The organism is Sphingorhabdus wooponensis (genome assembly GCF_003933235.1).
Lineage (GTDB): Bacteria > Pseudomonadota > Alphaproteobacteria > Sphingomonadales > Sphingomonadaceae > Sphingorhabdus_B > Sphingorhabdus_B wooponensis.
In genome coordinates this window covers 704,844-719,812 of record NZ_RWJI01000001.1, presented here as the reverse complement: position 1 = coordinate 719,812, position 14,969 = coordinate 704,844, and the positions used below count along the sequence as shown (strand labels likewise).

Annotated in this window: 14 protein-coding genes and 1 other RNA gene; 10 read left to right on the top strand and 5 right to left on the bottom strand. The window is 54.1% G+C overall.

All coding sequences use genetic code 11. The features are described from left to right. Window positions 1-130: 130 nt before the first annotated feature. The 7 genes from D7D48_RS03680 to D7D48_RS03650 all read left to right on the top strand — a co-directional run bounded on the left by D7D48_RS03680 (window position 131) and on the right by D7D48_RS03650 (window position 9,188). Window positions 131-2,362: an LPS-assembly protein LptD gene (locus D7D48_RS03680; protein WP_125230000.1), complete on the top strand. Its 2,232-nt coding sequence runs from the start codon at window positions 131-133 to the stop codon at window positions 2,360-2,362. Between the two features lie 107 nt (window positions 2,363-2,469). Next, entirely contained in the window at window positions 2,470-3,810 is a 1,341-nt protein-coding gene (locus D7D48_RS03675; RefSeq protein ID WP_125229999.1) for a peptidylprolyl isomerase, read from the top strand. Next, window positions 3,810-4,826, top strand: coding sequence for a 4-hydroxythreonine-4-phosphate dehydrogenase PdxA (gene pdxA / locus D7D48_RS03670; RefSeq protein ID WP_125229998.1), 1,017 nt, complete (start codon window positions 3,810-3,812; stop codon window positions 4,824-4,826). The genes D7D48_RS03675 and pdxA overlap by 1 nt, the downstream gene beginning before the upstream one ends. Then, window positions 4,826-5,647, top strand: coding sequence for a 16S rRNA (adenine(1518)-N(6)/adenine(1519)-N(6))-dimethyltransferase RsmA (gene rsmA, locus D7D48_RS03665; RefSeq protein ID WP_125229997.1), 822 nt, complete (start codon window positions 4,826-4,828; stop codon window positions 5,645-5,647). Before pdxA ends, rsmA begins: the two co-directional genes overlap by 1 nt. A gap of 51 nt (window positions 5,648-5,698) precedes the next feature. Beyond that, window positions 5,699-6,907 (top strand): hydrolase, encoded by a 1,209-nt coding sequence (locus D7D48_RS03660; RefSeq protein ID WP_125229996.1) that lies wholly within the window; start codon window positions 5,699-5,701, stop codon window positions 6,905-6,907. Further along, entirely contained in the window at window positions 6,904-7,935 is a 1,032-nt protein-coding gene (locus D7D48_RS03655; RefSeq protein ID WP_125229995.1) for an arginine N-succinyltransferase, read from the top strand. Before D7D48_RS03660 ends, D7D48_RS03655 begins: the two co-directional genes overlap by 4 nt. Continuing rightward, window positions 7,935-9,188, top strand: a complete 1,254-nt coding sequence (locus D7D48_RS03650) for an N-succinylarginine dihydrolase (RefSeq protein ID WP_125229994.1) — start codon at window positions 7,935-7,937, stop codon at window positions 9,186-9,188. Before D7D48_RS03655 ends, D7D48_RS03650 begins: the two co-directional genes overlap by 1 nt. A gap of 85 nt (window positions 9,189-9,273) precedes the next feature. Here D7D48_RS03650 and ssrA read toward each other — a convergent pair. The 4 genes from ssrA to D7D48_RS03630 all read right to left on the bottom strand — a co-directional run bounded on the left by ssrA (window position 9,274) and on the right by D7D48_RS03630 (window position 12,036). After that, window positions 9,274-9,617: a transfer-messenger RNA gene (gene ssrA, locus D7D48_RS03645) on the bottom strand. Window positions 9,618-9,623: 6 nt separating this feature from the next. Continuing rightward, window positions 9,624-9,956: a 2Fe-2S iron-sulfur cluster-binding protein gene (locus D7D48_RS03640; protein WP_125229993.1), complete on the bottom strand. Its 333-nt coding sequence runs from the start codon at window positions 9,954-9,956 to the stop codon at window positions 9,624-9,626. Next, window positions 9,953-10,999 (bottom strand): cysteine desulfurase family protein, encoded by a 1,047-nt coding sequence (locus D7D48_RS03635; protein ID WP_125229992.1) that lies wholly within the window; start codon window positions 10,997-10,999, stop codon window positions 9,953-9,955. The genes D7D48_RS03640 and D7D48_RS03635 overlap by 4 nt, the downstream gene beginning before the upstream one ends. After that, the gene (locus tag D7D48_RS03630; RefSeq protein WP_125230868.1) at window positions 10,996-12,036 is read right to left on the bottom strand and encodes a cysteine desulfurase family protein; all 1,041 of its coding nucleotides are present in this window, start codon (window positions 12,034-12,036) and stop codon (window positions 10,996-10,998) included. Before D7D48_RS03630 ends, D7D48_RS03635 begins: the two co-directional genes overlap by 4 nt. A gap of 114 nt (window positions 12,037-12,150) precedes the next feature. On the opposite strand from D7D48_RS03630, the gene D7D48_RS03625 reads away from it, so the two are divergent. Then, window positions 12,151-12,807, top strand: a complete 657-nt coding sequence (locus tag D7D48_RS03625) for an alpha/beta hydrolase (RefSeq protein ID WP_125229991.1) — start codon at window positions 12,151-12,153, stop codon at window positions 12,805-12,807. A 59-nt stretch (window positions 12,808-12,866) separates the two neighbouring features. Here D7D48_RS03625 and D7D48_RS03620 read toward each other — a convergent pair whose 3' ends face one another. Further along, complete coding sequence (locus D7D48_RS03620) at window positions 12,867-13,160, bottom strand: hypothetical protein (RefSeq protein WP_245964323.1); 294 nt, start codon at window positions 13,158-13,160, stop codon at window positions 12,867-12,869. 30 nt (window positions 13,161-13,190) lie between these two features. Here D7D48_RS03620 and rpiB point away from each other — a divergent pair, with 30 nt between their 5' ends. Together rpiB and glyA are read left to right on the top strand one after the other, a co-directional pair. Beyond that, on the top strand, window positions 13,191-13,643 hold the full coding sequence (rpiB, locus tag D7D48_RS03615) for a ribose 5-phosphate isomerase B (protein WP_125229990.1): 453 nt from the start codon (window positions 13,191-13,193) through the stop codon (window positions 13,641-13,643). Then, complete coding sequence (gene glyA, locus D7D48_RS03610) at window positions 13,640-14,953, top strand: serine hydroxymethyltransferase (RefSeq protein ID WP_125229989.1); 1,314 nt, start codon at window positions 13,640-13,642, stop codon at window positions 14,951-14,953. Before rpiB ends, glyA begins: the two co-directional genes overlap by 4 nt. The last annotated feature ends 16 nt before the right edge of the window (window positions 14,954-14,969 follow it).

The following is a 14,969-nucleotide window of genomic DNA, read 5'->3' as shown; positions in this document are numbered from 1 at the left end:
AGGCCTATTTTCCTTTCCGATTAAAGCAAAACATGGTGTTAAAATGCCCGCGCCTAAACGCAAATAATGCTATGCGTGGCATCATGGGTGGACCCACGGCAATAGCGGCGATAAAGGGCATATCCGTTTTATGAATATTCCTGCCCCTCGGCCCGCCCTTCTTCGTGCTCTGCTTATGCCGATATTGCTCGGATGCGGTTCTGTGTCGACTATGGCAATGGCCCAAAGCGAGGCACCTTCTTCCACGCAGCCACAAACCAGCGACCAGATAGGATTTTCTGCCGCGGTCGTGGAATATGATTCAAAAACCGAAACCGTAACAGCCAAAGGGAACGTGATAGCTAATCGCGAAGGCTATTCGGTACGCGCAGACACCATAGTCTGGAACCGCTCAACTGGCCAAGTTTTGGCCGAAGGCAATATCCGTTCGATCGGACCGGATGGCGACGTCGCTTATGGCGACAAAGTTGAACTTACCGATACCCTTAAAGACGGCATCATTAACAACATGCTCGTGGTACTGGCCGACGAAAGTCGATTGGCTGCCAATCGCGGTGCACGCAAAGATGGTGTCTACTCGCTGAACTACGCTGCCTACACCGCATGCAAGGTCGAAACCGCTGATGGGTGCCCCAAAAACCCTACTTGGGAAGTAAAGGCTGTTAAAGTTGTCTATGACCCAACCAAGAAGCGTGTTGATTACGAGGGTGCTCGTATCGAGCTCTTTGGGCTACCCGTTGTTCCACTGCCATTTTTATCGCATCCCGTAGGTACAAAGGCTGGCAGCGGATTTCTGGTTCCCAGTATCGGATTTTCGCGCAACAATGGCATTGAGCTAGAACAATCTTATTATTGGCGCATCACCCCAAACCGAGATTTAAACGGCTCAGTTACTGCATTTTCCGATGCAGCACCTTTGGGTCGCGTGAATTTTCGATCATTGGATAAATATGGCGCGGTCGACCTGACCGCATATGGCACATATAGCGATCGCATTAGCACGAGTGGAGTTGCAAACGCAGTTGGATCAAATGTGTTTCGCGGATATTTGGAAGGCGTTAGCCGTTTTCAATTCGACCCCTATTGGTCATTTTCGGCATCGGGTCGCTATGCATCCGACCGAACATTCCTTCGGCGCTATGATATAAGCCGCGACGATAGGCTACGCTCCACAGTCTCGGCGGAGCGCATCGGCGACAGAAGCTATTTTTCATTAGCAGGCTGGGCTGTGCAGACATTGCGTACAGGCGATCCGCAAGGACTTGCGCCCATCGCGTTACCAGAAATAGACTATCGCTTGCGCATGAATGCACCGTTAGTTGGAGGAACCGTGCAGCTTCAGGCCAACAGCCTAGCTATTGCCCGAACCGAGGGACAAGACACGCAACGGGCCTTTGCCTCTGCCAAATGGGACTTGCGGGCAATTAATGGCCTGGGTCAAGAAGTGACTTTTACCATGCTTGCGCGTGGCGATGTCTACCACAGTGACGAGAATGCAAGTACGCTCACAGCAATTTACCGGGGTGAAACCGGCTGGCAAACGCGCAGCATTTTTGCAACGGCGGCAGACATAAAATGGCCGTTCGTAGGACAGGCCTTTGGCGGCACGCAGATTTTTACGCCACGCGTTCAGGTGGTTGCAGCACCGGCCATTAGCAATTTAGAGATTCCAAACGAAGATTCACGAGCTGTTGATCTTGAGGATAGCAATATTTTCGCGCTCAATCGCTTTCCTGGATATGACCGGTTCGAAGACGATTATCGCGTGACATATGGCTTTGACTGGGCTTTGCGAAAAAACAATTTTACGGCCGATGTCAATTTGGGACAAAGCTATCGCCTGTCCAACCAAGCTTCGATCTTCCCAGACGGAACTGGACTCTCGGACGAGGCGTCAGATATTGTTGGCCGTTCGGAATTTCGCTTTAAAAATATCGTCAAGCTAACGCATCGTTTCAGGCTGGATAAAGACAATTTAGCAATTCGCCGAAACGAGATCGACGCCACAATTGGTTCGCGCGGAACCTATCTGCAGGCAGGCTATTTGAAGTTGAACCGCAACATTGGTCCAACGCTAGAAGATTTGAATGACCGCGAAGAGCTTCGTCTCGCAGGACGTGTCCGTGTCGCCCGCTTTTGGTCGGTTTTTGGTTCAACCATTCTTGACCTTACTGATACCAACGAAGATCCAACCATATTTTCAGATGGCTTTGATCCAATTCGGCATAGGCTTGGCGTCTCTTATGATGACGATTGTTTATCATTAAGCCTAACATGGCGACGGGACTATCAGCCCGTAGGAGACTCCCAGCGCGGCAACAGCTTCCTGTTCCGTCTGGCATTTCGCAATCTGGGTGTGTAAGGCTTCCTTAAGAAATGCTCTGACGGGCTTCTGGCCGCTCATCTGTTGTTCAGCAGGCAGTGGCTATCCGGCCGTTCGAAAAACGATACTGTATTGGATTAACATCAATGAAGTTATTCTCGCGCCTCTCCTTAGCAGCCGTGCTCGTTTCCGCCACCGCACTGACACCGCTAATTGCGCAAACGGCCTCTGATAATGTTGCTCCTGAATCCAATTTGGACATTCCCGAAGGACAGCAATTATTTGGCAAAAACGACCCTAATGTCCGACGTGCCACTGCGCAGGTAAATGGTGAAATCATCACCGGCACGGACATTGATCATCGCCTTGCACTCATCGTCGCAGCAAATGACAATAAGTTGCCGCCTGAAGAAGTCGCCCGCTTTCGCGCACAAATCTTAACCAATTTGATTGATGAAACGCTGCAGATTCAAGAAGCTGCGGCCAATGAAATTGAAGTCACCGATGCCGAAGTAAACCAGTATTTCGACCGAGTTGCCCAGCAAAACTTCAACCGCCCGGCAAACGAGGTCGAAAAATATCTGGTATCAATTGGTGCATCGGTCGCAACACTCAAGCGTCAAATTAAAGGCGAACTGTCTTGGAGCCGCCTGCTTTCGCGTAATGTACGCCCATCTGCGAACGTCAGTGATGACGAGGTTAATGCCATTATTGAACGCATTAAGGCAACCAAGGGTACGACTGAATATCGGTTGGGCGAAATTTATCTGGCAGCGACGCCTGAAACTCTGCCGTCCGTGCAGGAGAACGCACGAAAAATAATCGAACAATTGCGCCAAGGCGGTAACTTTGTAGCTTACGCCCGTCAATTTTCTGAAGCGTCCACTGCGTCCGTCGGCGGGGATCTCGGTTGGTTGTCACTCGCGCAATTGCCCACGTCCTTGGCCACGGCAGCAGCTGGTATGAACAGTAACGAGATTCAAGCCGTGGCGTCTCCTGGTGGCATATCTATTCTTTTATTGATCGATAAACGCCAAGTTGCGACCTCGGATCCAAGAGACTCCGTGTTAAGCTTGAAGCAAATTGCCATCACTTTCCCTAAGGGCACAACTGAAGCGCAAGTAACACCTTTAGTGAAGAGATTCAGCGAGGAGACGCAACAAATCTCCGGCTGCGGTGCCGCAGACGAGATGGCACGCAAACTTGGTGCTGATGTGGTGAACAGAGACGGCATCAAAATTCGCGAATTACCTGCTCCATTACAACAGGTTATGCTCGATTTGCAGGTCGGCCAATCAACACCACCTTATGGATCTTTGGAAGATGGCGTTCGCGTATTTGTCCTGTGTGGTCGCGACGCACCGCAAGAGGCAGCGTCTGAGAGTTTTGACGAAATCATGTCACGATTAGAAGAAGAGCGCGTGAACAAGCGCGCCCGTATCTATCTGCGCGATTTGCGCCGCGACGCTGTTATCGAATATAACTGATGCCATTAGGCCGACTGGAACTGCCGCTGGCCGTTTCGGTCGGTGATCCGGCTGGTATCGGGCCGGAGATTATCGGGAAAGCATGGGAGGCCCGCCACACATCTGGCTTGGCGCCCTTCTTTGCCATTGGCGACATTGGAAGTTTCGCGCCGCACTGGTCCGGCCCGGTTGTTCGTATCGAAGATCCCGCCGATACGCTCAAACATTTTGATAGCGCCTTGCCAGTCATTCAGTTGCATAACTGCCTATCGGTTGTTCCGGGCCGTCCCGATCTTGATGGCGCGCATTGTGCGTATCAGGCGTTGGAAATGGCTATTGGCTTTGCCCGGGCTGGGAGTGCCGCCGCTTTGGTCACGGGCCCCGTTTCTAAATCCCAGCTTTATGCCGTTGGGTTTACGCACCCAGGTCAAACCGAATTTATTGCAGAACGCTGCGGTGTAGCAAAAAATAATGCGGTCATGATGCTCGCAGGGCCCGACCTGCGCGTGGTACCAATGACGACGCATATTCCGCTGGCCGATGTAGCGACAACGTTGGACGCTCGGTTGATACGTCAACGTCTGCGCGCCACGGCAAAAGGATTGCAGCGCAATTTTGGTATAGAAAATCCAAGGCTCGCAGTTGCTGGCTTTAACCCTCATGCCGGGGAAGCAGGCAATATGGGCCGTGAAGAGCTGGAATTATTTGAACCAGCTATCGCGCAGATCAGGGCCGAAGGTATCAACGTCATTGGCCCCTTACCCGCCGACACAATGTTTCATGCTGAAGCGCGCGCACAATATGATGCCGCCTTATGCGCCTATCATGACCAAGCACTCATTCCATTGAAAACGCTTTATTTTCATGATGCTGTCAACATAACATTGGGTTTACCTGTTGTCAGGACATCACCAGATCATGGCACGGCGTTCGGTATAGCTGGCCAAAACAAGGCGTTGCCATATTCCATGATTGCAGCAATCAAAATGGCGGAGTCCGCGGCATTACACCGCCTGGCCGCCGCTGACGGTAGTTAATGACGGTTTCTCTACCCCCACTTAGAGATGTGATTGCCCGCCATGGCCTCTCTGCCAGCAAAGCTCTTGGTCAAAACTTCCTTTTTGACGAGAAACTGCTTGATCGTATCGCTGCTATTCCGGGCTCATTAGCGGGTGAACATGTCTATGAGGTAGGTCCAGGCCCCGGTGGCCTCACACGGGCATTGTTGCGCGCTGGCGCACATGTTGTTGCGGTAGAGCGGGACCATCGCTGCTTACCTGCGCTCGCTGAGTTATCGGAGGCCTTTCCCGGCCAGTTGCGGGTGATTGAAGGCGATGCACTCAAGATCGATCCCTTTACTGAAATCGGCGCGCCATTTCACATCGTATCCAACCTGCCTTACAATGTGGGCACGGCGCTGGCCGTTGGCTGGCTTGGTGGCAATGCATGGCCGCCGACTTGGAAAAGCCTGACACTCATGTTCCAGCGTGAGGTTGCTGACAGGATAGTGTCCTCCCCAGGAACGGGCGCCTATGGCCGCCTAGCGATTTTGGCGCAGTGGCGTTCAAACGCGTCGATTGCGATGCCGGTCCATCGCTCCGCTTTTACCCCACCGCCAAAGGTCATGTCCGCAGTAGTGCACATAACGCCCAAGGATGCAGCAAGCGGAGTAAAAATGTCCGTATTGGAAAATCTAACCGGCGCGGCCTTCGGACAAAGGCGCAAAATGTTACGGCAAAGCCTGAAAAGCGTTCCTGGCGCTTTGGAGGCACTCCAAAAAACCGGCATTGCCGAAGATCGCCGTCCTGAAACCATAAGCATAGCGGAATGGTGCGCGCTCGCACGGGAAGTTGGATAACCCTCTACGCTAGGGGTAGCCCTTTTAAGCGACCAAAGCTAAGACAATGTCATGGATACGCTAACCGACAGCGAACGACAGGTTCTTGAAACAATTCAACAGCAGTCCATGCTTGAGCAGGTGCAAAGCTGGTCAGCAGTGAACAGCGGCTCCGGCAATCTCGATGGCTTAGCGTTGACCGCCAAAATGCTGGCCGATGCGTTTTCCGCTCTTCCTGGCGAAGTTACCTTAGTTAATCCCGAGCCGGTCGACCGCGTGCTGGCCGACGGATCCATCAAAACTGTTGCGCATGGGCGACATCTTTTAGTCACTGTGCGCCCTGATGCCCCCACGCAATTACTGTTTACAGGTCATATGGACACGGTTTTTCCGGCGGACCATGAATTTCAAAAGCTGCGCTGGTTGGATGACGGCGTCCTCAATGGCCCTGGTGTTGCCGACATGAAGGGCGGCATAGCCGTCATGCTTGCCGCGTTAAGCGCAGTGGAAAGCTCGGCGAATGTCGCGCGCATGGGATATCAAGTCCTCATTAACAGCGATGAGGAGGTTGGCTCACCTTCATCAGCGAAGCTCATAACCGCGCTTGCGCAGAACAAGTTGGCCGCGTTGACCTACGAACCGGCTTTGCCCGACGGCACTCTGGCAGGTGCACGTGGCGGGAGTGGCAATTTTTCAATCATTTTTTCTGGATTGTCCGCACATGCCGGGCGCAACCCAGATGATGGCCGCAATGCGGTGTTGGCGGCAGCGGACCTCGCGCTTAGGCTCAAAAGGCTTTCGCGTGAAGGGCTATCGGTTAACCCTGCCAAAATCGAGGGCGGCGGCCCGAATAATGTGGTGCCTGATCACGCCATCTTGCGCGTGAACTTTCGGCCACGCACGCCGGAGATTGTCACACAAACCGAGGCAGATTTGCGCAGGATCATCGCCGACATCGAACGTGAACATGAAGTGCGCGCCCATCTGCATGGCAGTTTTGGACGCCCACCCAAGCCGATTGACGGTGGAGCTGCCAAGCTATTTGGCCTGGTAAAGCAATGTGGAACCGCTCTTGGCCTATCCATTAGCTGGCGCTCCAGCGGCGGGGTGTGTGATGGTAATAACATCGCAGCGTGCGGTGTCCCGGTGGTAGACACGATGGGCGTTCGTGGTGGTAACATTCACAGCAAAGATGAATTTCTCATCGTCGAAAGTCTAACCGAGCGCGCGCAATTGTCCGCACTGACGATTATGCGTTTATCAGAAAAAGGGACCTTATGACTTTCCTTATCCGCCCGGCAAATATGGGCGATTTGCAACCAATTTACGAAATGGCGAAACGTACTGGCGGTGGTTTCACCAACTTGCCGCCGGACAAAAAAGCGCTGTCAGCAAAGCTAGAACGCTCTGCCGCGGGATTTGATCGCGTTGGGGATGATGTCGCTGACGACCTGTATGTGTTCGTGTTGCAGAACAGCGTCACTGGCGAAGTCCGTGGCACCTGCCAAATTTTCGGCAAAGTCGGACAAAGATGGCCATTTTACAGCTATCGTATTGGCGCGTTGACACAGCATAGTGTTGAACTGGAACGCACCTTCCGTGCCGATATTCTTAACCTCTCGACTGATCTTGAAGGCGCAACGGAAGTCGGCGGTTTATTCCTCCACCCCGGCGAACGCGCAGGCGGGCTTGGGATGTTAATCGCGCGCAGCCGATATCTGTTCATTCGTAATCACCGCCAACGGTTCGCAGATAGAACCATTGCCGAATTGCGCGGGGTTATCGACGAAGCCGGCGGATCTCCATTCTGGGATGGTGTAGCCGGACGCTTTTTCGGGATGAGCTTTCAGGAAGCAGATGAATTCAACGCAAAATTCGGCAACCAATTCATCGCCGACCTTATGCCCAAACACCCAGTGTATATCGCCATGCTGCAGGAAAGCGCAAAGACCGTTATTGGCGTGCCGCACCCTTCTGGCCGAGCGGCTATGCGTATGCTGGAGAATGAGGGTTTCGCATGGGAAAATTACATAGATATTTTTGACGGCGGCCCCACAATGACCGCCCGCACGGACCAAATCCGAAGCATCCGCGAAGCAAAGGATGTGACGATAACCGAGATAAGCCCTTCAGCTGGCGAACAAAATATCCACCAGAAGAAATTGTTTACGATTGGCCGCTTACACACATTCAAGGCTGCTTATGGCTGGATTGATGATCGCGGCGATGACGTCATCATGGATACGGAATCCGCGCAGGCTCTGAATATTTCAGTCGGCGATCAGGTGACGTATGTGGAGCGGTCTTAATGTCCTTAGTCGAAATCAATTTTGACGGAATTATAGGACCAAGCCATAATTATGCGGGGCTCAGTCTTGGCAATTTGGCATCGTCAAACAATGCTGGCGCGCCATCTTACCCGCGCGCGGCTGCTTTGCAGGGCATTGAGAAGATGCGCGCCAACATTGGGCTTGGTCTGGTCCAAGGTTTTTTCATGCCGCTTAATCGGCCAAACCAGAACTGGCTCAACGGGCTAGCAACAGATATGCAATCGGCACAGCCGCATATCCGGGCAGCTGCTTTTTCGGCTTCAGCCATGTGGGCAGCAAACGCGGCTACCGTTTCGCCTGCACCGGACACGGCAGATGGCAAATGCCATCTATCGGCAGCAAATTTGCTTAGTATGGCACATAGAAGCCATGAGTGGGTTGGGACAGCGGCGCAGTTGCGGTTGGCTTTTGCTAACGAACGGCATTTTGTGGTGCATGATCCCGTGCCAGCGCCATTTGGCGACGAGGGTGCAGCCAATTTCATGCGTTTATGCGCGTCACATGACGCAGCGGGTATCGAAATATTTGTCTATGGCAAGACCGGCGGCCCCTTCCCCGCGCGGCAGCATATCGAGGCGTCAAAGGCCATCGCGCGCGCGCACCGCCTTGACCCGGACAAGGTTTTGTTTGTGCAGCAATCCGAGATCGCCATCGCTGCTGGTGCGTTTCATAATGATGTCGTCGCCGTGGCAAATGAACGCCTGCTTTTCACGCATGAACACGCATTTGAGTACCCCGAGCAGACCTATGCCGACATTAAGCGGTTGATGCCTGAGGCAGAGATTATCATCGTTCCAGCCGACCGCGTGAGCCTAGCCGACGCCATTCAAAGCTATCTGTTCAATGCGCAATTGGTTACGCTGCCCAACGGCGGCATGGCGCTTATTTTGCCGGACGAAGCACAAGAAAATGCGCGGGTGTGGAGCTGGCTAACGGAGATGCTCGAAGGCAATGGCCCCATCCGCAGGCTAGTGCCCGTGAACGTGCGCCAATCCATGGCAAATGGCGGTGGTCCTGCCTGCCTGCGCTTGCGCGTTGTTGCCGACCCTACAACCGTTGATCAGCGCTTTATCGCTGACGCCCATAAGCTGGACATAATCGCCGAAGTTGTTGCCGCGCATTGGCCCGAAACCATTTTGCCAGACCAGCTGGGCGACACCGATTTGCTCGATAAGGTCCGGCTGGCACGTTTAAAGCTGTTGGAAGCCACAGATCTTGTTGCGCTTGCCTGACGGCGGCGATTTTTACCACCGCACCTCGATTTTGACCACATAGGCTAAAAGTGAGGGGTTTCTGTTGCCCGGCACCCCCCGAGCCGCTGTAACCTTTCTGTTGCCCGGCCGGTTCGGCCGCGTTCTTTTAGTGTAAGTTCAGACCGTGAGGCCCAAAATTACGCTGCGAGAGCAAGTGCTTCGTTATCGTTTGCACCTATTGGTTATGAACCATTTCACGGCTTATTCATGCCGGGCAAAAACAATGCTTTTCAACGCACGTCGATCCTAGTTCAGCCCCTCCAAGACCTCTGAAAACCAGAGATTTTGGTGGAGCTGCCGGGTACCGCCCCCGGGTCCGCTGCACCTATTGCACATCGCAATTTATCACCATAGCCGAGCGAACTCGGCAGAAACTTATATAGGCGCTTTTTCGTGAATGGGAAGTAGAGGTGGTTACAGACCCTGCATATTTCGGCTTTCGGCCGGAACATGGACGACCAACCCGTCGAGGTCAGGCGTCAAAGTAATTTGACAGGACAAGCGGCTCGTGCGGCGTGCCCCCGTTGCAAGGTCGAGCATATCTTCTTCATCCTCAACTGCGGATGGAAGCTTATCAAACCAACCCTTGTCGATGATTACATGGCAAGTGGAACAAGCCATCTGGCCTTCGCACGTTCCCTCAAGCGGCTGTCCAGCGGCTTGCGCGAGATCGAGCAGGCTCTGGCCGTTGCTCCCATGGACCACTTGCGAATCGCCCTCGGCATTGATGAACGTGACTGTGATCATAACATTGCCTCTGCTGCCTGATTGATGGCCTTTGCCGCAATATCAATCTCTTCAACAGTCGTATAGCGGCCAAAACCCAAACGAATGGAAGATTTTGCTTGTGCATCGGTCAAGCCAATGGCGCGCAGCACATGGCTTGGACGCCCTGAGCCACTTGCACAAGCGCTTCCAGCCGAAAAGGCAATGTTCCGGCATTCGGAAATCAGCCGACCAGCATCAATACCATCTCGGCGGATGTTAAGATTGCCCTTATAGCGCTCGGTCGTTGCGCCATTGATAGTCCAATCGGCAAAGGCTGCCCTTGCGCGATTCCAAAGCATGGCAACATGCGCGGCGTCCGCCTCCATCCGCTCTGCCGCCAGTTTCGCCGCCGCGCCAAAGCCCGCGCATAAAGCGGTGGAAAGCGTGCCGGAACGCATGCCTTGTTCTTGTCCCCCGCCCAACATGTGTGGGGCCAGTGACACACCATCACGCACCCACAAAGCGCCGATGCCCTTGGGCCCATGAATCTTATGTGCAGAAACCGCAATCATATCGGGGCCATCAGGAATAGGCATACGGCCAAAAGCTTGCACGGCGTCGCACAGAAACAGCTTATTTTGTGCGTGGGCAGCGGCGGCAAGGTCGGCAATAGGTTGAATGGTTCCAATCTCGTTGTTCACGAGCATGATGGCCTGCAATGCCGCATGTGTCTTCACGTGATCAACGAGGCCATCGGTTCCGACCGGCAACACATCGCCGCCCAAATACTGCACACAATCCAACACCGCAGCATGCTCGGTCGCAGCGGCGCTTACGGACAGACCACATCCTAAAATCGCCAGATTAATCGCTTCTGTCGCGCCGGAGGTAAAGATAACGCGTCCGCCCGGTGGCAACAAAGCCGCCACCTGATCCCGGGCGACCTCCACCGCCGCTGCCGCTGCCCTGCCCGCGGCATGGGCGCTGTGCGGGTTTGCAAAACCGCTCTTAAGCCAAGGCTCCATGGCCGTGAAGGCTTCGGGGGCGAGCGGCGTTGTGGCTTGATAGTCTAAGTAAATCATGCGGCTTTTGCGCGGACGGAGATGCTGCGCCAGACATCTATGAAGCGCGTGATGTCTGCGTCATTCGTGGCAGCGCCAAAGCTAACGCGGATGACTTCGGACGCGGATTTATCATCCCATCCCATCGCCCCCAACACATGGCTGGTTTTCAGCGTCCCGGATGAGCAGGCACTGCCAGCAGAAACCGCAATTCCCGCCATGTCAAAGTTGATAAGCTGGCTCGACGCGGCAACGCCTGGCATGCGGTAACTGCCGATGGTCGCAAGTCGGTTGCTCTCCGAAGCAACGACAATGCCGCCACATTCGACTACGGCAGCTTCCAATATTTTGCGCAGGCGGACCGCATCTTCCATCCATGCAAAACCCGCCTCAAGTGCCGTTGCGAATCCGATCGCTGCAGGCAAATTCTCCGTCCCGCGTCGATAGCCTTGCTCTTGACCACCCGTGGGGAACAACAATCCAAGATTGCGCACGAGCAATGCCCCCATGCCCGGCGGCCCACCTAATTTATGCGCCGAGACCGCAATCATATCAGCATCGGGAAGCGGCAGTTTTCCAGCGCTTTGCGAACAATCAGCGAAGAATATGCCGCCAACATTGCGCACAGCGGCCGCAATTTCAGCCATGGGTTGGATAATGCCGGTTTCATTATTCACAGATTGAACAGCAAATCGTGCTTCACCAGTGATTGCACCGATATCGACTTGTCCACCTGCTCCTACCGGCAAACGGTACGGCCCAGCCACCGCCAACACCGCATCATGCTCCACCGCACTAGACACCGCCGCCGTACCGCGAAGCCCCAACGCAATTGCTTCGCTGGCGCCGCTCGTCAGGATGACTTCACCATCCCAATTCAGCGCGGCTGCAATCCGCTGACGCGCCTCCTCAAGCGCAAAGCGAGCAGCTCTGCCTTCTTGATGCGGTGAGGATGGATTAGCCCAATGCACCATAGCTTCAGCCATAACCGCGCGCGCCGCCGGAATGATGGGCGTCGTGGCGGCATGATCAAGATAGATGCGGCTTTGGTCGGGCATATTTTCCATGACAGTTGCGAAAATCGTCACTGCTTCTATATAGCGCTTCACATTCCTGCAAAGCCCGAACCGTCGGGTAAAGCTCGGCACACATTCTTAGAATCGAAATTTTATATGCCCGCCATTGCTATTCCCGGTCCAGAAGGTCGCCTCGAAGCTCGTTTTTCACCGCCGCCACGTCCAAGAGCGCCCATTGCAATGATTTTGCATCCGCACCCGCAAGCGGGCGGAACAATGAACGACCGTATCACGCAACAGCTTTACAAAACCTTCGTAGCGCGCGGTTTTGGGGTTTTACGCTTCAACTTTCGCGGTGTTGGCCGAAGCGAAGGCGAATTTGACAATGGCATCGGCGAATTGTCTGACGCAGCCTCCGCGCTAGATTGGGTCCAAAGCTTTCACCCCGAAGCTTCGACAACATGGATCGCAGGTTTCAGCTTTGGCGCATGGATTGGAATGCAGCTTTTGATGCGCCGTCCGGAAATCCGGGGTTTTATTTCCGTTGCCCCGCCAGCCAACATGTATGATTTCAGCTTTCTAGCCCCCTGCCCATCATCGGGCATCATCATTCAAGGCGTGAATGATGAGGTTGTGACCCCGAACGCGGTACAAAAGCTTGTCGATAAATTGCGGACGCAGCGGCACATCACCATCAATCATGATGAAATTCCGCGTGCGAACCATTTCTTCGAAAATGAAATGGAATTGCTGATGGCGTCAGTGAACGGCTATCTCGATTTCCGCTTGGATCCGAACTGTCCAATTAAGTGATTTTGATAGCCATTAAGCGGTCGATGAAAAGGTTCCAATTCGGTAATTTTGCCATGGTTTCAGGGCATATCCGCCGCGCCCGTTACCAGTGACTGCCCCTTTTCATCGGGCACCACCCAAATCGCCACATTGGCGAATATTACCAAGGCCGCGGCAACCATCAGCCACATTTGTTGGCTAGCGCCGTCGCGCCGCCAACGCTTCCCTGCCCCATAGAGCAATAGAAAAGCAGACAGCATAGCAACGGACAATATGGCATTCAGCATCGCTACACTCATAAAGGCGGTGGATAAGCTACGCAATCGCGGAAATTCGGCATGGCCTTTTGCGGCGTGCTCCCATAGGGGGGACATAGGTCGACTCAAGCTGTTACAGGATGTGCCATGCGTATTGCCATCGCCTCAGATCATGCTGCCCTCGCGCTGAAATCAGCGCTAGCTGAATATCTGCGCTCTGCTGGGCATGATGTCGCCGACCTTGGCCCATATGACGAAGCCTCCGTTGACTATCCGGATTATGGATACAAGCTTGCACACGCCATTGCCGATGGTTCGGCAGAACGCGGCGTGGCCTTATGCGGATCAGGCATTGGTATTTCCATCGCCGTGAACCGCAACCCAGCGGCGCGCGCCGCGCTTGTGTCTGAACCACTTTCGGCCCGCCTGTCCCGCGAGCATAATGACGCAAATGTCATTGCTATGGGCGCGCGCCTGATTGGTATCGAAATGGCGAAAGCCTGTATTGATGCATTTCTCTCAACCGAATTTGGTGGCGACCGCCACCAACGCCGCGTTGACAAATTATCCACCTTACTCACGACCAAGGAACCAGCATGAGCACGCGTCCCGCACACGATCTTTCCGATGTCCAGCCCGACGGTTTTTTCACACGCGGCTTGGCCGAAACGGATGCCGAAGTTTTTACCGGTCTTACCCATGAACTGGATCGCGAGCAAAACCAGATTGAGCTCATTGCCTCGGAAAACATTGTGTCAAAAGCTGTGCTTGAGGCGCAAGGGTCGGTTTTCACTAACAAATATGCCGAGGGCTATCCCGGCAAGCGTTATTATCAGGGTTGCGCGCCCTCAGACGAAGTTGAAACATTAGCTATCGAACGCGCCAAAAAGCTTTTCAATGCTGGCTTTGCAAACGTCCAGCCGCATTCCGGTGCGCAGGCAAATGGTGCTGTCATGCTGGCACTTGTAAAGCCGGGCGAGACGATATTGGGTATGAGCCTGGATGCAGGCGGCCACCTAACACACGGCGCAAAGGCAGCCATGTCAGGCAAATGGTTCAACGCTGTGCAGTTCGGCGTGAACCCGGAAACACATCTTATTGATTTCGACGAAGTCGAGCGTCTTGCCAAAGAACATCGCCCGAAAATCATCATCGCTGGTGGCTCGGCTTATCCACGCATCATCGATTTTGCGCGCTTCCGCGCTATTGCCGACGAAGTCGGCGCAATCTTTCATGTGGATATGGCCCACTTTGCGGGCTTGGTTGCTGGCGGCGTTCATCCTAACCCGCTTGAGCATGCCCATGTTGTAACCAACACCACGCATAAAACGCTGCGTGGACCTCGTGGCGGCATGATCATGACGAATGATGAAGCCATCGCCAAGAAGATCAACTCGGCGGTCTTCCCAGGGCTCCAGGGCGGTCCATTGATGCACGTCATCGCTGCTAAGGCTGTCGCTTTTGGTGAGGCGCTGCGCCCGGATTTCAAAACTTATGCTGCAGCGACGATTACCAATGCGAAGGCTCTGGCCGCAACATTGCATGAACGCGGCGCTAATTTGGTTTCCGGCGGTACGGATACCCATTTGGCCTTGGTCGATCTGACCCCGCTCGGCATTACCGGGCGTGATGCTGACGAAGCGTTGGAGCGCGCGTCAATCACCTGCAATAAAAACGGCATTCCGAATGATCCCCTGCCGCCGATGAAAACCAGCGGCATTCGGGTAGGCTCGCCAGCCGGAACGACACGCGGCTTTGGCGTTACCGAATTCCAGGAGATTGGTCACATGATCTCTGACGTGCTGGAAGGCTTGCGTCAAAAGGGTGAGCATGGTGACGCTGCTGTCGAGGCCGAAGTTCGCGTTCGGGTGCGCGAATTGTGCAGCCGCTTCCCAATTTACCCATCTTGAATTATATAGGTGACTT

Bases quoted from the DNA above. Each gene is read 5' to 3' on its own strand.
- rpiB (WP_125229990.1), top strand. From the start codon at position 13,191: ATGCGTATTGCCATCGCCTCAGATCATGCTGCCCTCGCGCTGAAATCA.
- D7D48_RS03655 (WP_125229995.1), top strand. From the start codon at position 6,904: ATGACTTTCCTTATCCGCCCGGCAAATATGGGCGATTTGCAACCAATT.
- D7D48_RS03630 (WP_125230868.1), bottom strand. From the start codon at position 12,036: ATGCCCGACCAAAGCCGCATCTATCTTGATCATGCCGCCACGACGCCC.
- rsmA (WP_125229997.1), top strand. From the start codon at position 4,826: ATGACGGTTTCTCTACCCCCACTTAGAGATGTGATTGCCCGCCATGGC.
- D7D48_RS03675 (WP_125229999.1), top strand. From the start codon at position 2,470: ATGAAGTTATTCTCGCGCCTCTCCTTAGCAGCCGTGCTCGTTTCCGCC.
- D7D48_RS03640 (WP_125229993.1), bottom strand. From the start codon at position 9,956: ATGATCACAGTCACGTTCATCAATGCCGAGGGCGATTCGCAAGTGGTC.
- D7D48_RS03620 (WP_245964323.1), bottom strand. From the start codon at position 13,160: ATGTCCCCCCTATGGGAGCACGCCGCAAAAGGCCATGCCGAATTTCCG.
- D7D48_RS03635 (WP_125229992.1), bottom strand. From the start codon at position 10,999: ATGATTTACTTAGACTATCAAGCCACAACGCCGCTCGCCCCCGAAGCC.
- D7D48_RS03660 (WP_125229996.1), top strand. From the start codon at position 5,699: ATGGATACGCTAACCGACAGCGAACGACAGGTTCTTGAAACAATTCAA.
- D7D48_RS03650 (WP_125229994.1), top strand. From the start codon at position 7,935: ATGTCCTTAGTCGAAATCAATTTTGACGGAATTATAGGACCAAGCCAT.
- D7D48_RS03625 (WP_125229991.1), top strand. From the start codon at position 12,151: ATGCCCGCCATTGCTATTCCCGGTCCAGAAGGTCGCCTCGAAGCTCGT.
- D7D48_RS03680 (WP_125230000.1), top strand. From the start codon at position 131: ATGAATATTCCTGCCCCTCGGCCCGCCCTTCTTCGTGCTCTGCTTATG.
- pdxA (WP_125229998.1), top strand. From the start codon at position 3,810: ATGCCATTAGGCCGACTGGAACTGCCGCTGGCCGTTTCGGTCGGTGAT.
- glyA (WP_125229989.1), top strand. From the start codon at position 13,640: ATGAGCACGCGTCCCGCACACGATCTTTCCGATGTCCAGCCCGACGGT.